Below are 15548 nucleotides of genomic sequence, written 5' to 3'. Positions count from 1 at the left end.
CTATATTGAGTGATACGTAAGGATTTTACTCAATAGGTACCCATAGGATGCGTCATCCGTTTGGCTTTTTGCCTACTTACTTGCCGAGTTGTCTATTTGGGTTATTGTATTTTGTCGTGGCCAAATACAGTTTGCATCTGGCATTTGCCGCGACCAGTGTTTCACCTATTTGGCCACCAGCAGGTATTGCCATCGCAGGCATGATCCTCATTGGCTATCGCTCAATACCCTTCCTTATGGTGGCGGCTTTCTCCGCCAATCTCGCCAATCTGTGGGCGCAAAATTTACCGATCAATTCACAAAGTATTTTAGTCTGCGCCGCGATTGGGGTAGGCAACACGCTGGAAGCTTTAGTGGGGGCGATCCTGATAGAACGCTGGATTGGGCATGCTCAATTATTATCGCGCTTTCAAAATGTATTCCGCTTGGTTTTGATCGCATTACTGGCCGCACTTTGTAGTGCGCTGATTGGTTGCTTAAGTTTGATCTGGGGTGGCGTGCTACCTGCCGCAGCTTGGTTGAATGTGTTCAGTACATGGTGGATGGGCGATGTTTGTGGGATTTTAGTCATGACGCCCTTGATTTTATGTTGCTGGTCAGCAGCGATAGAGCGAAAACCATTCCCCAAATTCAGTATGATTATTGCGTTTTTTGCCATTTTGGCGCCGTTATTAGCCATTGTTTTTGCGCCTGTTTTTGCACAGAGCTCCCCTTTATTGCTGCTTTTATTATTGCCACCAATCGCTTGGGCAGCTTGGCATGATCAGGGGCGAGGCGTTACTAGCTGTGTATTTGTGGTGGTTTCTGTGGCCATTTGGGCCACTTTACAAGGGCGTGGGCCGTTTGCCGCACAGGATTTAAATAGTGCGCTGATTTCATTGGATAGCTTTGTCGCGGTTTGGTGTGTCATTGGTTTGGCCTTAGCGGCAGATTTGAATGAGCGCCAACAACTCGCACTGAGCCATCGCGTTGAAGCTAAAGATTTAATGCCTTGGTTGGTATTGTTGATTGGCATTGCTTTGACCATTACCGCTTGGGATCAGGCGCAAAAAAGTCGGCGCGAACAAAATCAATTGCAATTTAATCGTCAAGCGCAGGAATTGGCCGAGCGGATCAATGAAAGAATTAAAATCTATGAGCACATTTTGCTCAGTGTGAATGGCTTGTTTGCCATTAAAGATATTACTAGCCCCGAAGAGTGGCATCAGTATATCGAGCACCTATTTATACAACAGCGCCTACCGGGTGTGCTGGGCATCAGCTATGCCGCGTATCTGCGTGGCGCGGCGCAAAAATCGCAGTTTGAAACAACGCAGCAAAAAATCAGACCAAACTTCCAAGTTCACCCAGCGGGTGAGCGAGCCATTTATGCGGTCGATACTTATTTGGAGCCGAGAAACTGGCGAAACCAGTATGTGATTGGTTTTGATCTTTATTCTGAAAGTGTGCGTCGTCGTGCCATTGAATTGGCTCGTGATACCGGCCAGCCAACGCTCACTGGCAAAATAAAGTTGCCCCAAGAAACGCTGCAAGATCAACAAATCGGCAGCATCTTAATGGTGCCGGTATTTCAGCGAGCGATGCCGACTCGTACTGTGGCGCAGCGGCAAGCTGCTTTTCGTGGCGTGATTGCCAGTCCATTTTGGATGAAAGATTGGATCTTGGCCACCCTAGGACAAGGATTGCAACAGTTCAATATCCAGTTATTTGATGGCGTTACCACAAACCCTAAGGCGTTGATGTTCGCGAATCAGACGATACCGGCTCTGGGCGATTCAGATTTACGCCAGCAAGTATTTACATTGAATTTACCTAATCACCAATGGACATTACAGCTCGCGCCCAGTAAGGCGTTTGTTGCCGCTGTTGGCTATCAAAATGAAAGAAATATGTTGATGGGTGGTTTGCTGGTGAGTGTTTTATTGTTTGCATTATTGCGCACATTATTGCTGAGTAATCATAAAGCGATGCGTTTAGCAAAAACAATGGCCGCATCGTTGCGAGAATCTGAGGCCAAATTTAGTTCATTGGTCGATACCGCAGGTGAGGGCATTATTGTTACCGACGCCTCCGGGCGAATTTTGTCATTTAACGCCAGTGCCGAAAAATTATTTGCCTATGGTAAAGAAGAAATACTCGGTGAGGATTTATTAATACTGATTTCGCCAGCAGACCGAGCTATTTATCAAACTATTTTTTCTGCCAATGCCAAGGTAGGCAGTGAAATTGGGTTTGCACATCAAGCAGAATTATTGGCATTACATCGGCAAGGGGATGAATTTCCCATTGCGTGTTCGCTATCGGCTTGGGAATTTAATGGCGCAGTGTATTTTGGCGCCATTATTATGGATTTAACGGCACGAAAACAAATCGAAAATGAATTATCAGAAGCACTGAATGTCGCCGAATTAGCCAATCAAGCGAAAAGTGCATTTTTGGCCAATATGAGCCATGAAATTAGAACACCATTGAATGCTATTTTAGGCTTTTCATCGTTATTGGCCGATACCGAATTAAATCGTCAGCAACATGAATTTTTGGCTGCGATTCATTCCGGTGGTGATTTATTGCTGTGCCAAATTAATGATTTACTCGATTTTTCAAAAAATTGAAGCCGGCAAATTAGAAATTGAGCAGATCGACTTTGACGTTCGCTGCACTTTAGAAGACACATTTGATTTGGTTTCGGCCAAAGCCGCAGAAAAAAATCTAGCGATGGCGTGCTTGATTGATCCTTCTACGCCTTGGCGATTGCGCGGTGACCCGGCGCGCATTCGACAAATTATGCTTAATTTACTCAATAACGCGATTAAATTCACTGCGCAAGGTGAAGTCGTTGCCCGAGTTCATGCCGAGCCGGTCAATGAGCGGCAATATCGGCTCTATATTGCGATCTCAGATACTGGTGTGGGTATTGCGCCAGAAGTACAGCCTAAATTATTTCAGCCCTTTACTCAGGCCGATTCATCCACGACGCGACAATTCGGTGGTACCGGCTTGGGATTATCTATTTGTAAGCGCTTATGCGAGATTATGGGCGGTCAGATTGAGGTAAAGAGCCAGCTTGGTGCGGGTGCTATTTTCTCATTTAATCTGTTACTCGATGTGGCCGAACGGGATGGGGGCCAACCGAGCTTGGCCCCCATCATTCAGGGGCGACGGGTTTTGCTGTTGGAGCATGTTGCGATTAATCGCGAGTTGCTCAGTTTGCAATTGCAAAGTATGGGTTTAGTTGTTGAGGTGTTTGCCGATGAAGCAGCCGTACTCGCTCGGGTTGCCAATCAGTCCGATTTTATCGTCGCCATTTTGGATAACTTAGACTTGGGGCGCGCCATTCGACAATTGAATACCAGCCTACCGCTGGTACTATTAACTGCAGTAAGCCAGCAAGGGCAAGCGGCCTTGGCGAAAGAAATCGGGTTTGCCGCATTTTTAAGTAAACCGATTCGTACTGCGCAATTACATGCGTGTTTAAACGAAGTGCTCAATTTGCAGCAAAGGCCCGAGGATGAAAGAGCCTTGGTGACGATGCATCATATTGCTGAGATGCAGCATAAAACTTATGTTTTGCTGGCAGAGGACAATCAAATTAATCAAAAAATTGCGGTATTGATGTTAGAGAAAATCGGTTGTCGGGTTGACGTGGTCGCCGATGGTCGTGAGGCGCTCAATGCCGTCCAACAAAATAATTACGACTTACTGTTTATGGATTGCCAAATGCCAGAAATGGACGGTTTTGCTGCGACCGAGGCGATTCGCGCACTCGAAAACCAAAAGCGAAGTATTCCAATTGTCGCGCTGACCGCTAATGCGTTTGCTGAAGATGTCCGCCATTGCTACGCAGTGGGGATGAATGATTTTCTCTCGAAACCAGTCAAGTTCGAAGATTTGAAAAAAATAGTCGAAAAATGGGGCATGAAACCATCTCCAGGCTAAATAGGCTGGCAAGGGTTTCGTACGCTGCCAATCGCGATACGGCAGTCGCCATTGAAATGATTTTTTAAAATAGCAGTTATTCAACGTCAATCTTGCGCATCAACCAGCGCTTTAATTTTGCTGGCTTTTTCAAAATGATCAAGCTGATGCGTTTGAATCCACCACGTGGCAGCCTCCATCAATAAGGCGGGATGCGTGTTTTTATTGGCGAAAAAAGCATAAAAAGATAAGCCCACATTGTCGCCTTTTGCCGCGATTTTTTGCTCACAAACTTGGCGTATTTTTTGTTTAAGAATTGGGCTCATTGCGGCAACCATAAGGGATTATTTATGGGTATCGGCCTGTATTTAAATAAAAATATAAGCTACAGACCAATACATCAATAGTTTATTTCTGGCGCAATCATTTCTGCGTAATCATACAGCGCCGCTAAAATAGTCTCGCCGCGCTCGTCGGCGTCTTCAGAAAGGCGATCAATTTCTTCGCTATACGCTTCGAGCGTCCGCGCGCCTGCTGCGCCATCAAATAATTTGTCACTACGCCATTTGTCCCAGCGCTGCACTTCTTGTTCGTTTAAGCTGGTTGGGTAGTTTCGGGCGCGATAGCGGAAGAACAATTCTTCGAGCTGCCTGTCGTCAAAGTGCGCTGGTTCTAGCGCGAGTTTTTCTGGCGAGAGGGTGCGAATGCGGTTCAGAGTGCGGCGATCGGTCGGAGAAACAAAGCCGCCGTATAAATTGGCATCAACATCAATGGTTTCACCTTGGTTATTGCGCTTAAAAACATCGCGCCAAATCGTGTTTAAATCGGGGCTATTGGCCAACTTAGCGGCATGCGTTTGAATGGCGTCCAGATTAACGCCCCAAAGGGCCGCTTGCTCGGCGCTCAGCGTTTTTAAATTGCTGACCACAATGGGCGATTTATTGGCATGAATGGTCTTGATGGGCAGTCGTGTAACGCCCTCGGCTAAATCGGCTTGTTTGCTAAACATTCGCTCGCGCATCGTTGCCGCATCCAGCGTAAATAGCTCGCTAGGATCAAAGGCTAAATCCCAAACGATGATTTCATTTTTATTAGTGGGATGTGTCGCCAGCGGCCAAACGATAGCCAAATTGCCGCGATCAACGCCATACATGCCGGAGATATGAATAAAAGGTTTTGGATTAGCGAGATTGATTTCGTCAAAGACGCGATCTTTTTTGCGTAAAGCGAGGCAAAAATCAAACAGCCGAGGTTGTTTTTCGCGAATCAGCCGAGCTAAAGCAATCGTCGCTCTGACGTCTGATAAGGCGTCATGCGCCGTCTCATGCGCCAGATGGTTGGCTTGGCTTAGGTGCTCAAGCTTAAAGCTAACTTTTCCTTCGTCATTCACTGGCCATTCAATCCCGGCAGGGCGCAGTGCATAGCAGGCGCGAACTACATCAAGTAAATCCCAGCGCGAGCAATCGTTCTGCCATTCGCGGGCATAGGGATCCATTAAATTGCGCCAAAATAGATAACGCGTCACTTCATCATCAAATCGAATGGTGTTGTAACCCACGCCAATCGTTCCGGGCTGAGCCAACTCGCGTTCAATCAAATTGGCAAATTTATTTTCGGGGAGGCCTTTTTCTAAGCAAGTTTGCGGGGTAATGCCGGTGAGTAGGCAAGCAAAAGGATCGGGCAAAAAATCATTGGCGGGTTGGCAATAGATCATCAACGGCTCGCCGATTTCATTGAGCTCGCTATCGGTACGAATCCCGGCAAATTGGCTGGGTCGATCCAAGCGTGGCGTTGCGCCAAAGGTTTCGTAATCGTGCCAGAAAAAAGTGCTATCCATTGCGCTACCGTCAGTTGATTAAACCTTGTCATCATAACGGGATTACGCCATTTTGGGCGTGGCAAAATTAAAAGCGCACCGAGTAGCGCCAGCTTTTTAATACCCAACGCGCCAAAGCATCGTCATTCAGCGCCGCCAGTTCACTGCGATTTTGCTCGGGCATAAAGCGCTTAATTTCATCAAGACACCAATCGCGCTGCTCAGCACTCATCGCGCCTAAAAGATGCTTGCCGCTAGCATAATGGCGAATCGCAATTTCGGCATCCGAACAATCGCAGGGCGCACAGCTTTTTTTGGCGTGGCAAGTGAGATTTAAATGCGCAAAAGCATATTTCATGCTCTGAGTGTGCAAGCACTAGGTGAAAAACAACTCGATTTAAATCAATAGAATGAAAAAAAGTTTTTTAGATGATTTGAATTGGGCGATAAGCCCAGGTTGATTACTGGCTTAGAAGGGGGAGAGGTCTAGATTGCGGTAAATGTGAAGCGGAAATGAACAAGGCCCCAACTTGCGTTGAGGCCTTGATTTTTGTGGGGTGGCTGATGGGGCTCGAACCCACGACAACAGGAATCACAATCCTGGACTCTACCAACTGAGCTACAGCCACCACAAAACTTTAATAATCTGCGAATTCTCGGCATGCTTGGCGCACCCGACAGGAATCGAACCTGTAACCTACGACTTAGAAGGTCGTTGCTCTATCCGGTTGAGCTACGGGAGCTCCGTATTTACTACTAAGTGTTTCTGGTCGGGGCGGTGGGATTCGAACTCACGACCACCTGGTCCCAAACCAGGTGCGCTACCGGGCTGCGCTACGCCCCGAACAGAGGCCGAACTATACGTTGCCAAATTCTTCCCGTCAACACCTTGTGCGAACTTTTTTGTGAAAAAAGTGAAATAGTGAGAAAATGCGCCCCTTCACTAGAACAGCCGGAGTAAGCCCATGACTGCCCAGATCCTTGATGGCAAAGCCATTTCTCAAGAAATTGTTGCTGAAGTACGCACTAAAGTTGATGCGCGCGTCGCGAGCGGTAAACGTGCGCCAGCCTTGGCGGTGATTCTGGTTGGTAGCGATCCGGCATCACAAGTTTACGTTGGCAATAAAAAACGCCAGTGTGAAAACGCCGGAATTACCTCATTTGCCTATGATTTACCGGCCGATACTGCAGAGGCCGAGGTATTAAAGCTGGTTGCCGAGCTCAATACCCGTGACGATGTGGATGGGATTTTGGTGCAATTGCCGCTGCCTAAGCATATTGATGCCGATAAAGTGATTGAATTGATCGACCCGATTAAGGATGTTGACGGCTTTCACCCTTACAATATTGGCCGCTTAGTATTGAAAATGCCTTTGCTGCGTCCATGCACGCCACGCGGTGTGATGACTTTACTGGAAAAAACCGGCATTGATTTGGTGGGTAAAGATGCGGTCGTGGTTGGTGCGTCCAATATTGTCGGTCGTCCACAAGCATTGGAGTTGTTGCTAGCACGAGCAACAGTAACGATCTGCCATAGCAAAACCAAAGATTTGGCCGAAAAAGTCCGCGGTGCGGATGTGGTGGTGGCTGGCGTTGGGATTCCTAACTTTGTTAAAGGCGAATGGATTAAAGAAGGCGCCATCGTTATTGACGTGGGTATCAATCGTTTAGAAAACGGCAAATTGTGCGGCGACGTGGAATTTGACGCCGCCAAAGAGCGCGCTAGCTGGATTACCCCTGTACCAGGCGGCGTCGGTTTGATGACGGTGGCCACATTGATGCAAAATACGTATGACGCTTGCGTAAATCGTAACGGCTAATTCTAAAGGCGGGTTTAAACCCGCCATTTACCTCTAAAAGATTTTGAATAAGGTTCTGTAATGGCATATCAACTGGCTAAACCGCTGCTGTTTATGATGGATGCGGAACGCGCGCATCACGCGGCATTTAAAGGCTTGGGCTTGCTGCACAGCACGGGTTTTTTGCGCACGCTCACGCCAACAGTGCAAAATAATCCAGTCACGGTGATGGGGATTGAGTTCCCCAATCCGGTCGGTTTGGCTGCGGGTTTGGATAAAAATGGCGATTACATTGATACCTTGGCCGAGTTGGGCTTTGGCTTTTTAGAAATCGGCACGGTAACGCCGCGCCCACAAGCTGGTAATCCCAAGCCACGTTTATTTCGTTTGCCAGAAGCGCGGGCGATTATTAACCGCATGGGGTTTAATAATGGCGGCGTTGACCAACTAATCAAAAATGTTGAAGCCAGCCAGTATAAGGGCGTACTCGGCATCAATATTGGCAAGAACGCCGATACCCCGATAGAAAATGCTGTTGATGATTATCTTATCGGCTTGCGTAAGGTGTATAACCACGCCAGCTATGTGACGGTGAATATCTCTAGCCCGAATACCAAAAACCTGCGTCAATTGCAGCAAGCCAGTGAATTTGGCGCGCTATTGCAGGCATTAAAAACCGAGCAAGCGCGTTTGGCCGATCAATATGGTCGCTATGTGCCCATCGCGGTCAAAATTGCCCCGGATTTGGATGGCAATCAAATCCAAGAAATGGGCGAATTACTCATCGCCAATCAAATCGATGGCGTGATTGCCACCAATACCACTTTGTCGCGGACTGGCGTTGAACATCTGCGGCATGGCCAAGAAACCGGCGGCCTATCGGGCGAGCCGGTGCGGGCCAAATCAACCTCAGTGATTCGCGAATTGTCGCGCGTGCTCGATGGCGCTTTGCCAATTATTGGTGTTGGCGGCATTGTGTCTGGGGAAGATGCGGCGGAAAAAATCCGTGCAGGTGCCGCCGTGGTGCAGATTTATAGCGGATTGATTTATGCCGGACCGCAATTGATTGCCGATTGCGCCCAAGCCATTGCCCGCGGGCAAAGTCAGCGCTAATCGTGGTATTTCAACGATCTAGGTCATGAAATCATCAAGCAAGATACGTTAAGCTCAATCCCATTCGTGGCACACTCGGGGTTGAGCGCCAAACGCGTGTCGTTGAAGAGCAAACGTCAACGACGTTAGCAACCTCCCGCTCTATGACCCAGTAAAAATGCGGTGCGGGTCAGCCCATTTAGTTGAAAAAGGATCTCTGTTGAACGCTCAAGACGAACAAATCACCCAAGTTATTTTGACTTTTGCCCAGCCGGTGTTAGTCGGTTTACCCAATGGCTGCTCCAAAGCGCAGTTCGCCGGCGTCATGCGTACGGTGCTCACCGTGTGGAATGCCGTGGTAAAAGACGCGCAAGACGGCGGCAATCAGCATGAAACGGCGGTACTCAACACCATCGCCAGTGCGCCCAAAGCAGTGCAATTGATGGTCAAGCGGCTGATCAAACGCAAAAAAACCAAATTCGCCACCGACCAACGCCAAATCTGCCAACACTGGGTGCATGAGCAAGGCGGGGAAGTGTTGTTTGGCTGTGAAGAGAAACAAGCAACAATACCGACATTTAAGGCGAAATAATCATGCCGGTTTTGCTGCAATTTGAAACGCCTCGTTTAATCTTGCGGCAATTCACTGATGCCGATTGGCCAGCACTGCACGCGCATTATTCTGATCTGGAGTGTACTCAATTCACCTTTCGCCGTGCGCTCTCCGAGGGCGAAAGCTGGCGTGCGATGTCGAGTATGCTTGGACATTGGGTTTTACGCGGTTATGGCCCGTATGCGATTGAAGAAAAGGCCACCGGTTTGGTGTTGGGGACTGCGGGCTTATGGTATCCCAACGACTGGCCAGCCCCCGAAATCAAATGGGCCTTGAGCCGTGCGTATTGGGGGCAAGGTTTTGCCAGCGAAGCGGTGCGCGGTATTCAGGCGATGGCTTTAGAGTGCGTACCTGATCTGAATTTGATTAGTTTTATCCATAGCGATAATGCACCGTCGATACAATTGGCGCAGGCAGTAGGCGCGACATTAGAAAAAAAAGTCGAGTTTCGCGGTGGGCAATGGCAGATTTATCGGCATCCGAAACAGCGCCTAGGCGACGATTGATAAGACATGTACTTTTTGAAGTGATGCTTGATTGAGGTTTGGATATGTCAACAAAGCAAAAGTATTGGTTTCCAGCCAAACGCTATGGCTGGGGTTGGGGGATGCCGTCAAGTTGGCAGGGGTGGTGTGTTTTGCTTGCTTACCTGATGCTGCTGATTTTAGCCGTTATTCTCAAGCTGCCAGATCATCAACCATTGCTATTTTGGAGTGGGTTTGGATTACTCAGTTTGACTTTTTTGATCATCTGCTGGCGTAAAGGCGAACCGACGCAGTGGCGTTGGGGCGAGAAGTAAAGCCAGTAGGGCGGGGTTAGTTTTATCAACCCGCACTGATTGCAATGCTTTACACGCGAATTAAATTGGCGGGTTACGCAGGCTAAGCCGCCCTACTACTGTGTATCGAACTGTCTTGGTGTTGTGATCGATTATCATCATGGCGGTGTCGCTTGCGCTAGGGCTAATACATGCGGCGTAGCCGCTTACATGAGAATTAAAAGTAAAATGGATGTATCGAGCTGTAGCCGTTGGTAGTCAATGCTTATAAGCCAATACTTCAATGCAATCCCTCAAGGGCTGAGAACATCATGGATTTGAATCATTACCTCTTATTACTCGTCGGTGCGGTGTTGGTGAACAACGTGGTGCTGGTGCGGATTTTGGGGCTGTGCCCGTTTATGGGCGTATCAAAAAAACTCGAAGCCTCGATCGGTATGGGCTTGGCGACCGCATTCGTGTTGACCTTGGCGTCGGGTACGTCGTGGATGATCGACCAAGTGTTGATTGTTTGGCACTTGGAATATTTGCGCACGCTGGCGTTTATTGTGGTGATTGCGGCGATTGTGCAATTTACCGAGATGTTTATCCATAAAGCCAGCCCAGTGTTGTATCAGGCCTTGGGGATTTATTTGCCGCTGATTACCACCAATTGCGCGGTGCTCGGCGTGCCACTGATTAATTCGACCGCCAAGCATACTTTTTTGGAGTCCTTGGTGTTTGGCTTTGGCTCGGCGCTGGGCTTTTCTTTGATTTTGATTTTGTTCGCCGCGATGCGCGAACGACTCGAAGGCGCTGATATTCCGCAAGCCTTTAAAGGTACGCCAGCGGCGTTTATTACCGCCGGTTTGATGAGTTTGGCATTTATGGGTTTTGCCGGATTGGTTAAATAATTGTGAGTAGGGAGTAGGGAGTAGTAGACCCAGCCCACTCCCAACTCCTCACTCCCTTGTTTGTAAGGTATTTGAATGAGTTTTCTATTCGCACTGGCGTTGATGGCCGGATTGGCCGTGTTGCTTGGCGCCGTTTTGGGTTGGGCGGCGATTAAATTTAAGGTTGATGAAGATCCCTTGGTGGATAAAATCGACGCGGTATTGCCGCAAACTCAGTGTGGCCAGTGCGGCTATCCGGGTTGTAAACCATATGCGACGGCGATTGCCAATGATGAAGCGCCGATTAACCAATGCCCACCGGGTGGAACGGATGGCATTCATAAACTGGCGGAGTTGCTGGGTAAAGAATTTATTCCTTTTGACGATGGCGGCGGCGCGGCTGAAAAACCACGTGCGGTGGCGGTGATTCGGGAAGACGTCTGTATCGGCTGTACGCTGTGTATTCAAGCCTGCCCAGTCGACGCGATTGTTGGCGCCGCCAAGCAATTGCATACAGTGATTGAATCAGAATGCACTGGTTGCGAGCTGTGTATTGCGCCGTGCCCGGTCGATTGCATCGATATGGTCGTCGTTGGTGAAAACGTCAATACGTGGAAATGGCGTTATCCGGTGATTCAACTAAAGCAGGTGAAATAAATGAGTGCGACGTTGAGTTACGAGATTTTTCCATTTCATGGTGGCGTGCATCCGCCCGAGATGAAAGATTTATCCAATCGCTCGCCGATTGTGGCAATGCCGATTCCGGCACGGTTATCGATTCCTTTGCAGCAAAGCATTGGCAATATCGCGCAGCCCTTGGTGAGCGTGGGTGATCGCGTTCTCAAAGGACAAATGATTGCCGCAGCCAATGGCAATATTTCAGCTGCAGTGCACGCGCCAACGTCGGGGCAGGTGATTGCAATCGACCCGCAAGCGGTGGCGCATCCTTCGGGTTTAACGCAAAGCTGCCTGACATTGGCCAGCGATGGCCTTGATGAATGGATTGTGCGCGAAAAATTTGATTGGCGCGCCGCGATGCAAGGTGGTGACGCCAAGGCGATTCGCGAATATGTGCAAAACATGGGCGTGGTTGGGCAGGGCGGCGCGGTGTTTCCATCGCATCTGAAATTAATCAGCCGCGAGCCGCTCGATACCTTGATCATTAATGGCGCTGAATGTGAGCCGTATATCACGTGTGATGATCGATTGATGCGCGAGCGCGCTATTGAGATCGTTGCGGGGATTGCGATTGTTCGGCAATTACTCAATGCCAAACAAGTGCTCATCGGCATCGAAGACAATAAACCCGAGGCGATTGAAGCCTTGCGCGCAGCGCTAATCGGCTGCGGATTTAGCGCTCAAGTCGTGGTGGTACCCACACTTTACCCATCGGGTGGCGCAAAACAGCTGATTAAATTGCTGACCAATATCGAAGTGCCTAGCGGCGTTCGCTCCACCGATTTGGGCGTGCAATGCTTTAATGTGGCGACGATTTACAGTATTTACGCCGCGTTAGAGCACGCTGAACCGGTAATCTCACGGGTGGTGACGCTTACCGGCAATGTCGAAAAGCCGTGTAATGTTGAGGCTTTGATTGGTACACCGATTGACGATTTATTAAAATTTGCCGGACTAAAAGCGCCCAGTGACTGCATTTATGGCGGGCCGATGATGGGCTTTACCTTGCCATCAACGCAAGTGGGTTTGACTAAGGCCGGCAACTGCATTATTGCGATGGACGCGGCCCATTTCCCTGAAAAACCCCGTGAAATGCCGTGTATTCGTTGTGGTGAATGCGCGGTGGCTTGCCCGCAAGAATTGCAGCCGATGGATTTGTATTGGTTTGCGCGCAGTAAAAACTTTGGCAAGGCGCAAGAGCGCAATCTATTTGATTGCATCGAATGCGGCGCTTGTGCTTATGTGTGCCCGTCAAGTATTCAGTTGGTGGATTATTATCGCTTTGCCAAATCTGAAATCTGGGATGCTGAGCGCGCGAAGAAATCGGCCGATACCGCGCGCGAACGACATGAATTTAAGCAGTTCCGCGATGAGCGTGAAAAAGAAGAAAAAGCCGCGCGCTTAGCGGCGCGAGCTGCGGGTCAATCTGTTTCGGCCAGAGCCGAGCCAAAACCACTGGTGAGTGAAGTCGCCGCGCCTGAAGCCAGCGTGGCCCCTGCTGCTGATGGCGACGATAAAGCCGCGAAAATTCGCGCAGCAATGGCGCGTGCAGCGGCCGCCAAAGGTGAAACGCCTGCCAGCAGCGCGGCTGCGCCAGCAATCGACGCCGATAAAGCGGCGAAAATTAAAGCTGCGATGGCAGCAGCAGCGGCGAAAAAAGCCGCAGCAAATACCCCTGCAGTGCATAGCCCTGTAGATGGTTCTGGTGCTGGCTTGCAGCAAAATACAGCAGCCAAACCCGCGATGGATGAGGAAAAGGCTGCCAAGATTCGCGCGGCGATGGCTGCTGCGGCAGCCAAGAAAGCCGAAAAAGCCGCGAAGGACGCTGGTGAATCCGTTCCTTCGTCAGCAGTCATGCCAGCAGCGGTTGAGAAACCGGCGATAGATGAAGAAAAGGCCGCCAAGATTCGTGCGGCGATGGCCGCTGCGGCGGCCAAGAAAGCCGAAAAAGCGGCGAAGGACGCGGGTGAAGCCGTTCCTCCGCCAGTCGTCGCGCCAGCAGCGGTTGAGAAGCCAGCCATCGACGAAGAAAAAAGCCGCCAAGATTCGTGTGGCGATGGCTGCTGTGGCGGCTAAAAAAGCCGAGAAAGCAGCGAAGGACGCTGGTGAATCCGTTCCATCGCCAGTCGTCGCTCCAGCAGCGGTTGAGAAGCCAGCGATAGACGAAGAAAAAGCCGCCAAGATTCGCGCCGCGATGGCTGCAGCGGCGGCAAAAAAAGCGGCGAAACCAGCCGCAGAGGGAAAAGAATGATTCGTACATCACCGCATTTGATCAAACCAACACCGCTGCAAGTGGTGATGCTCAAAGTTGCCGTAGCTCTGCTGCCCGGTATCGCCGCCTATGCTTGGGTGTTTGGCGCTGGCATTTTGCTGCAAATCCTGCTGGCGACGGTCACGGCGATAGCCACTGAAGCAGCGTGCTTAAAATTACGCAATTATCCCATCAAGCCTTTTATCACCGATGGCTCGGCAATTGTCACTGCATGGTTGTTGGCGCTGTCTTTACCGCCACTGTCTAGCTGGTGGATGGTGGTGTTGGCCACCGTGATTGCGATTGGTTTGGCTAAGCATTTATACGGTGGCTTGGGGCAAAATCCATTTAATCCAGCGATGGTGGGTTTTGCGGTGATGATGGTGTCGTTTCCGGCACAAATGAGCCGCTGGAATGCACCGCTGTCTTTGCCAAGTGTGGATTTAACGACTTGGCAGCAGTTTGGGTATATCTTGAGCGGGCATCTGCCACAAGGGCTGTCATTTGATACCCTTGCATCAGCGACGCCACTGGATAGCGTTAAAACCGCTTTGCTGCAGCAGCACAGCATGAGCGATATTTTTAGTGGTGCAATTTTTCAGTCGGCCGATTGGTTGAGTTTTTTACCGAGTTCAGTGGCGTTAATCGCCGTGGGCTATTTGCTGGGCGGTTTGTATTTGCTGCAACAGCGGATTATTGCGTGGCCGTTGCCGGTGGCGTTTTTGACGGTGCTATTGGGCATGTCGGGATTGTTTCATCTGATTAATCCCGCGCAATACACCAGTCCCGCGTTTCACTTACTCAGTGGCGCAGCGGTGCTGGGCGCATTTTTTTATCGTTACCGATCCGGTGACCGCGCCAACAACGTTGCGGGGCCGCTTGATTTACGCCGCGTTAATAGGTTTACTCACTTGGCTGATTCGCACCTTTGGTGGCTATCCCGACGGGGTGGCGTTTGCGGTGTTGATTCTGAATATTGCCGCGCCGTTTATTGACCAATATACGCAGCCAGCGGTCTTCGGTCGCAAGACCGAAGCAAATAGTCGTCGCAAGACCGAACCACAGGGCAGTAGTAAATCCGCGGATAAAAAGGAAGCTAAAGCATGAAAACCATGGTGCAAAATGGCGTTCGCGGTGCTTTGACTTTATTGGTTTTTGCTCTGGTTTTTACCGCTTTAATGGCCGGAACCTATGCCTTAACGAAGGAAAGTGTTGCCAAAAATGAGCGTGACCCGCCCGTGCGGCGTTGATCGCGCAAGTGTTGCCAGCGGGTAGTTATGACAACGAATTGCTGCTGGACGCGTTGCCGCAAACTGCCGCAGCCCAACAGCAGCTAAATAATCCAGCCGGCGCGCAGATTTATCGGGCGATGAAAAATGGCCAAACCACGGCAGTGGTGGTGGAAACCATTGCGCCAGATGGCTATTCGGGCAAGATTAAATTATTGGTCGGTGTGAGCCGCGCTGGGCAGGTTTTGGGCGTTCGCGTGGGTGGCGCACAAAGAAACGCCGGGCTTGGGCGATTATATTGATGCCGCTAAGTCGAACTGGATTTTGGGTTTTGATGGTAAATCGCTGTCGTCACCAACGGCCGATTTATGGCGGGTTAAAAAAGATGGTGGCGCTTTTGATGCTGCTGCGGGCGCAACCATTAGCCCGCGTGCGGTGGTGAAAGCGGTGAAAAACACCTTGAATTACGTGGCGGCAGAACACGCTACTTTGTTTGGAGCCTAAG

The 15548-nt window shown here is 49.8% G+C and carries 18 protein-coding genes, 3 tRNA genes and 1 pseudogene; 16 read left to right on the top strand and 6 right to left on the bottom strand.

Annotated features, from left to right (window positions below; translation table 11 throughout):
* The first annotated feature begins 47 nt into the window (after nucleotides 1-47).
* Nucleotides 48-2612, top strand: coding sequence for a CHASE domain-containing protein (locus GKO28_RS06185; protein WP_182075705.1), 2565 nt, complete (start codon nucleotides 48-50; stop codon nucleotides 2610-2612).
* Nucleotides 2584-3936 (top strand): response regulator, encoded by a 1353-nt coding sequence (locus GKO28_RS06180; protein WP_203563964.1) that lies wholly within the window; start codon nucleotides 2584-2586, stop codon nucleotides 3934-3936. Before GKO28_RS06185 ends, GKO28_RS06180 begins: the two co-directional genes overlap by 29 nt.
* Nucleotides 3937-4022: 86 nt before the next feature.
* Here the strand turns inward: GKO28_RS06180 and GKO28_RS06175 are convergent, their stop codons facing one another.
* The 6 genes from GKO28_RS06175 to GKO28_RS06150 all read right to left on the bottom strand — a co-directional run bounded on the left by GKO28_RS06175 (nucleotide 4023) and on the right by GKO28_RS06150 (nucleotide 6575).
* Nucleotides 4023-4241 carry a DUF6500 family protein gene (locus GKO28_RS06175; protein WP_182075703.1) on the bottom strand — a complete coding sequence of 73 codons (219 nt, stop codon included), beginning with the start codon at nucleotides 4239-4241 and terminating at the stop codon, nucleotides 4023-4025.
* Nucleotides 4242-4315: 74 nt separating this feature from the next.
* Nucleotides 4316-5752, bottom strand: coding sequence for an exodeoxyribonuclease I (sbcB, locus tag GKO28_RS06170; RefSeq protein ID WP_182075702.1), 1437 nt, complete (start codon nucleotides 5750-5752; stop codon nucleotides 4316-4318).
* Between the two features lie 67 nt (nucleotides 5753-5819).
* A complete protein-coding gene (locus tag GKO28_RS06165; RefSeq protein WP_182075701.1) occupies nucleotides 5820-6089 on the bottom strand; it encodes a hypothetical protein in 270 nt (89 codons plus the stop codon).
* Nucleotides 6090-6284: 195 nt separating this feature from the next.
* A tRNA-His gene (locus GKO28_RS06160) sits at nucleotides 6285-6360 on the bottom strand.
* 37 nt (nucleotides 6361-6397) lie between these two features.
* Nucleotides 6398-6474, bottom strand: a tRNA-Arg gene (locus GKO28_RS06155).
* 24 nt (nucleotides 6475-6498) lie between these two features.
* Nucleotides 6499-6575: transfer RNA gene (locus tag GKO28_RS06150), tRNA-Pro, on the bottom strand.
* Nucleotides 6576-6696: 121 nt separating this feature from the next.
* On the opposite strand from GKO28_RS06150, the gene folD reads away from it, so the two are divergent.
* From folD to GKO28_RS06085, 14 genes and pseudogenes are all read left to right on the top strand, one after another.
* Nucleotides 6697-7551, top strand: coding sequence for a bifunctional methylenetetrahydrofolate dehydrogenase/methenyltetrahydrofolate cyclohydrolase FolD (gene folD / locus GKO28_RS06145; protein ID WP_182075700.1), 855 nt, complete (start codon nucleotides 6697-6699; stop codon nucleotides 7549-7551).
* A gap of 60 nt (nucleotides 7552-7611) precedes the next feature.
* Entirely contained in the window at nucleotides 7612-8643 is a 1032-nt protein-coding gene (locus GKO28_RS06140) for a quinone-dependent dihydroorotate dehydrogenase (protein WP_182075699.1), read from the top strand.
* Nucleotides 8644-8842: 199 nt separating this feature from the next.
* On the top strand, nucleotides 8843-9214 hold the full coding sequence (locus tag GKO28_RS06135; RefSeq protein WP_182075698.1) for a hypothetical protein: 372 nt from the start codon (nucleotides 8843-8845) through the stop codon (nucleotides 9212-9214).
* Between the two features lie 2 nt (nucleotides 9215-9216).
* Nucleotides 9217-9741 (top strand): GNAT family N-acetyltransferase, encoded by a 525-nt coding sequence (locus tag GKO28_RS06130; protein WP_182075697.1) that lies wholly within the window; start codon nucleotides 9217-9219, stop codon nucleotides 9739-9741.
* A gap of 44 nt (nucleotides 9742-9785) precedes the next feature.
* Nucleotides 9786-10034, top strand: a complete 249-nt coding sequence (locus GKO28_RS06125) for a hypothetical protein (protein ID WP_182075696.1) — start codon at nucleotides 9786-9788, stop codon at nucleotides 10032-10034.
* Nucleotides 10035-10324: 290 nt separating this feature from the next.
* Nucleotides 10325-10906, top strand: coding sequence for an electron transport complex subunit RsxA (gene rsxA, locus GKO28_RS06120; RefSeq protein WP_182075695.1), 582 nt, complete (start codon nucleotides 10325-10327; stop codon nucleotides 10904-10906).
* Between the two features lie 75 nt (nucleotides 10907-10981).
* Entirely contained in the window at nucleotides 10982-11542 is a 561-nt protein-coding gene (gene rsxB / locus GKO28_RS06115; protein ID WP_182075694.1) for an electron transport complex subunit RsxB, read from the top strand.
* Nucleotides 11543-13639: an electron transport complex subunit RsxC gene (gene rsxC, locus GKO28_RS06110; protein WP_203563963.1), complete on the top strand. Its 2097-nt coding sequence runs from the start codon at nucleotides 11543-11545 to the stop codon at nucleotides 13637-13639.
* Entirely contained in the window at nucleotides 13629-13814 is a 186-nt protein-coding gene (locus GKO28_RS06105) for a hypothetical protein (RefSeq protein WP_203563962.1), read from the top strand. Before rsxC ends, GKO28_RS06105 begins: the two co-directional genes overlap by 11 nt.
* A complete protein-coding gene (locus tag GKO28_RS06100) occupies nucleotides 13811-14809 on the top strand; it encodes an RnfABCDGE type electron transport complex subunit D (protein WP_374220714.1) in 999 nt (332 codons plus the stop codon). The genes GKO28_RS06105 and GKO28_RS06100 overlap by 4 nt, the downstream gene beginning before the upstream one ends.
* A pseudogene (locus GKO28_RS19385) lies at nucleotides 14709-14921 on the top strand (RnfABCDGE type electron transport complex subunit D); the annotation flags it as partial. The gene GKO28_RS06100 and the pseudogene GKO28_RS19385, both read left to right, overlap by 101 nt.
* Nucleotides 14918-15064, top strand: a complete 147-nt coding sequence (locus GKO28_RS06095; RefSeq protein ID WP_203563961.1) for a hypothetical protein — start codon at nucleotides 14918-14920, stop codon at nucleotides 15062-15064. The pseudogene GKO28_RS19385 and the gene GKO28_RS06095, both read left to right, overlap by 4 nt.
* On the top strand, nucleotides 15061-15345 hold the full coding sequence (locus GKO28_RS06090; RefSeq protein ID WP_203563960.1) for a hypothetical protein: 285 nt from the start codon (nucleotides 15061-15063) through the stop codon (nucleotides 15343-15345). Before GKO28_RS06095 ends, GKO28_RS06090 begins: the two co-directional genes overlap by 4 nt.
* Entirely contained in the window at nucleotides 15329-15547 is a 219-nt protein-coding gene (locus tag GKO28_RS06085; protein ID WP_203563959.1) for an FMN-binding protein, read from the top strand. The genes GKO28_RS06090 and GKO28_RS06085 overlap by 17 nt, the downstream gene beginning before the upstream one ends.
* Nucleotide 15548: the final 1 nt, after the last annotated feature.

The organism is Deefgea sp. CFH1-16 (genome assembly GCF_016881365.1).
In the GTDB taxonomy this organism is placed as follows: Bacteria; Pseudomonadota; Gammaproteobacteria; order Burkholderiales; family Chitinibacteraceae; genus Deefgea.
Note: the sequence above shows the minus strand (reverse complement) of the source record. Positions and strands in the feature narration are given on the sequence as shown.